This is a genomic window from Caulobacter sp., assembly GCF_049283275.1.
Taxonomy (GTDB): Bacteria; Pseudomonadota; Alphaproteobacteria; order Caulobacterales; family Caulobacteraceae; genus Caulobacter.
Genome location: NZ_JBAPVS010000004.1, coordinates 1 through 2,649, shown reverse-complemented (window position 1 = coordinate 2,649; position 2,649 = coordinate 1). Strand labels below are relative to the sequence as shown.

Sequence of the window (2,649 nt, the reverse complement as noted above, 5' to 3'; positions counted from 1 at the left end):
GTAGAAATCCTCATCCTGAGCTTGTCGAAGGACGAGGATTTCGGACCAAGGACGCCACCCTACCAATATCTACTTCTTCGGATTGAACTCGGCTTCGATCGCCAGGTCGACCTCGTCGCTGACCATCGGCACCAGGTGGGTGAAGCCGAAGTCCGAGCGCTTGATCTTGCCGGTGGCCGAGAAGCCCATGATCTGCGAGCCGAACGGGGTCTTGGCGTAGCCGTTGTACTTGACGTCCAGGGTGACCGGCTTGGTCACGCCGCGGAAGGTCAGGTCGCCGGTCAGCTTGCCCGGCTCGACCTTGGTCGAGACGAAGGTGATCTTCGGATACTGGGCGGCGTTGAAGAACTTCGGGTCGGTGCCGATTTCCTTGTCGAAGTCCGGCAGGCCGGTGTCGACCTTGGCCGCGTCGATGGTGATCGAGACCTTGGTGTCCAGCGGCTTGGCCGGGTCGTAGACGTAGGAGCCGTCAACCGCGCCCTGGGCGAAGCGGAAGGTGTAGTGCGACGTGCCGAAGTGCACGACCTTCATCGTCACGCTGGCGTGGCGCTTGTCGAGCGTCCAGGTTCCGGCGGGGGCGGCGGCCGGATCGGTCGCGACCTGGGCGGAGGCCACGGCCGGAAGAACGAAGGACGCGGACACAAGGGCGCCAGCCAGGACGGCGGAGGCGAAACGGCGGTTCATGGAAGTCTCCAAATTGTGACAGCTGCAGTTGCTGAACCCCCGACTTAAGAAGCTTGACGTGTAGAGGAAGGGCAGGCGCTTCACGAAGCCGTGATCGGTTCGACTTTGCACCGTGCGCGTCAGCATCTAAACGAAGTTCACCTGAGCCTGCCGCCAGATCGGACCCTTCCCCATGACCTACCGCGCGCCCGTCCGCGACCTCGCCTTCGCCCTCAAGCACGTGGCCGGTTTCGACCGCCTGGCCGCCGCCTTCCCCGAGGCCGACGCCGACACCGTGGAGGCCGTGCTGCAGGCCGCGGGCGTGTTCGCCGGCGAGGTGCTGGCCCCGCTCAACCGGGCCGGCGACCTGGTCGGCGCAACACTCGAGAACGGCGTAGTCCGCGCCGCCCCGGGCTTCGCCGACGCCTATCGCCAGTTCGCGCAAGACGGCTGGACCAGCCTGGCGGCCGCGCCCGAGCACGGCGGTCAGGGTCTGCCCAAGACCCTGGAGGTCGCGGTGCTGGAAATGGTACAGGCCGCCAACATGGCGTTCGGCCTGTGCCCGATGCTGAGCCTGGGGGCCATCGAGGCCCTGGCCCATCACGGCTCGGACCGCCAGAAGGCCCTCTATCTTCCCAAGCTGGTGTCGGGCGAATGGACCGGGACCATGAACCTGACCGAGCCCCAGGCCGGCTCGGACCTGGGCGCCCTGACCACGATGGCCACGCCGGACGGCGACGGCGGCTACGCCCTGTCGGGCCAGAAGATCTTCATCACCTGGGGCGATCACGACGCGGCCGACAACATCCTGCACCTGGTGCTGGCCCGCACGCCCGACGCCCCTCCGGGCGTCAAGGGCATCTCGCTGTTCCTGGCCCCCAAGGTCATGGTCGACGAGGCCGGCGCCCTGGGCGCGGCCAACGCCGTGCGGGTCGGCGGGCTGGAGCACAAGTTGGGCATCCACGGCTCGCCCACCTGCGTGATGCTGTACGAGGGCGCCAAGGCCGAGCTGGTCGGCGGACTGGGCCAGGGCCTGGCCCACATGTTCACGATGATGAACGCCGCGCGGCTGCAGGTCGGGGCTCAGGGCGTGGCCATCGCCGAGCGGGCCTACCAGCAGGCGCTGGACTTCTCGCTGGAGCGCACCCAGGGCCGCTCGGCCTGGACCGGCGTCCAGCCCTCGCGGCTGTACGACCATCCCGACATCCGCAAGACCCTGGTGCTTATGAAGGCCAAGATCGAGGCGGCGCGGGGCATCTGCCTGTCGACCGCCGTGGCCGCGGACCTTTCGACCCACGCCGCCACCCAGGAAGATCGGGCCACCGCCAAGCTGCGCGAGGAGTTGCTGACCCCGATCGCCAAGGCCTGGTCCACCGACATCGGCGTCGAGGTCGCCTCGCAGGGCGTGCAGGTGCACGGCGGCATGGGCTTCATCGAGGAGACCGGCGCGGCCCAGCACTATCGCGACGCCCGCATCGCCCCGATCTACGAAGGCGCCAACGGCATCCAGGCCATCGACCTGATCGGCCGCAAGCTGGGCCTGTCGGAAGGCCAGGCGATCGGCGACCTGATGGACGACATGCGCGACACCCAGGAGGCTCTGGAGGCCGCCGGCGGCGAGCTGGGCGGCGTGGCCCTGCGCTTCAAGGCGGCCCTGGACGCGGTCGGTTCGGCGACGGCCTGGCTGATCGAACGCCGCGCCCGGGCCATGCCCGACGCCCTGTCGGGCGCCACGGCCTATCTGAAGCTGCTGGGCGACACGGTCGGCGGCTGGATGCTGGCCAAGGGCGCGCTGGCCGAGCCCATGGGTCTGCGGCTGGCCCTGGCGCGGGTCTATGGCGAGAACGTGCTGGCCGGCGTGCCGGGGCAGGTGGCGGCGGTGACGGGCGGTTCGGCGGACCTGGAAGTCGTGACGCCGGAGATGCTGGGGGCGTGAAACCCCCTCCGGCCCTCCGGGCCACCTCCCCCAAAGGGGGAGGATCGGGG

The 2,649-nt window shown here is 69.1% G+C and carries 2 protein-coding genes; one reads left to right on the top strand and one right to left on the bottom strand.

The window, feature by feature from the left end:
* Positions 1-69 precede the first annotated feature (69 nt).
* Entirely contained in the window at positions 70-684 is a 615-nt protein-coding gene (locus WAL33_RS00215) for a YceI family protein (protein ID WP_422177332.1), read from the bottom strand.
* A gap of 172 nt (positions 685-856) precedes the next feature.
* On the opposite strand from WAL33_RS00215, the gene WAL33_RS00210 reads away from it, so the two are divergent.
* Positions 857-2,599 carry an acyl-CoA dehydrogenase gene (locus WAL33_RS00210; protein ID WP_422177330.1) on the top strand — a complete coding sequence of 581 codons (1,743 nt, stop codon included), beginning with the start codon at positions 857-859 and terminating at the stop codon, positions 2,597-2,599.
* Positions 2,600-2,649: the final 50 nt, after the last annotated feature.

What these genes read in the sequence shown, in the direction of transcription:
- WAL33_RS00210 (WP_422177330.1), top strand. Translation starts at nt 857, where the DNA reads ATGACCTACCGCGCGCCCGTCCGCGACCTCGCCTTCGCCCTCAAGCAC.
- WAL33_RS00215 (WP_422177332.1), bottom strand. Translation starts at nt 684, where the DNA reads ATGAACCGCCGTTTCGCCTCCGCCGTCCTGGCTGGCGCCCTTGTGTCC.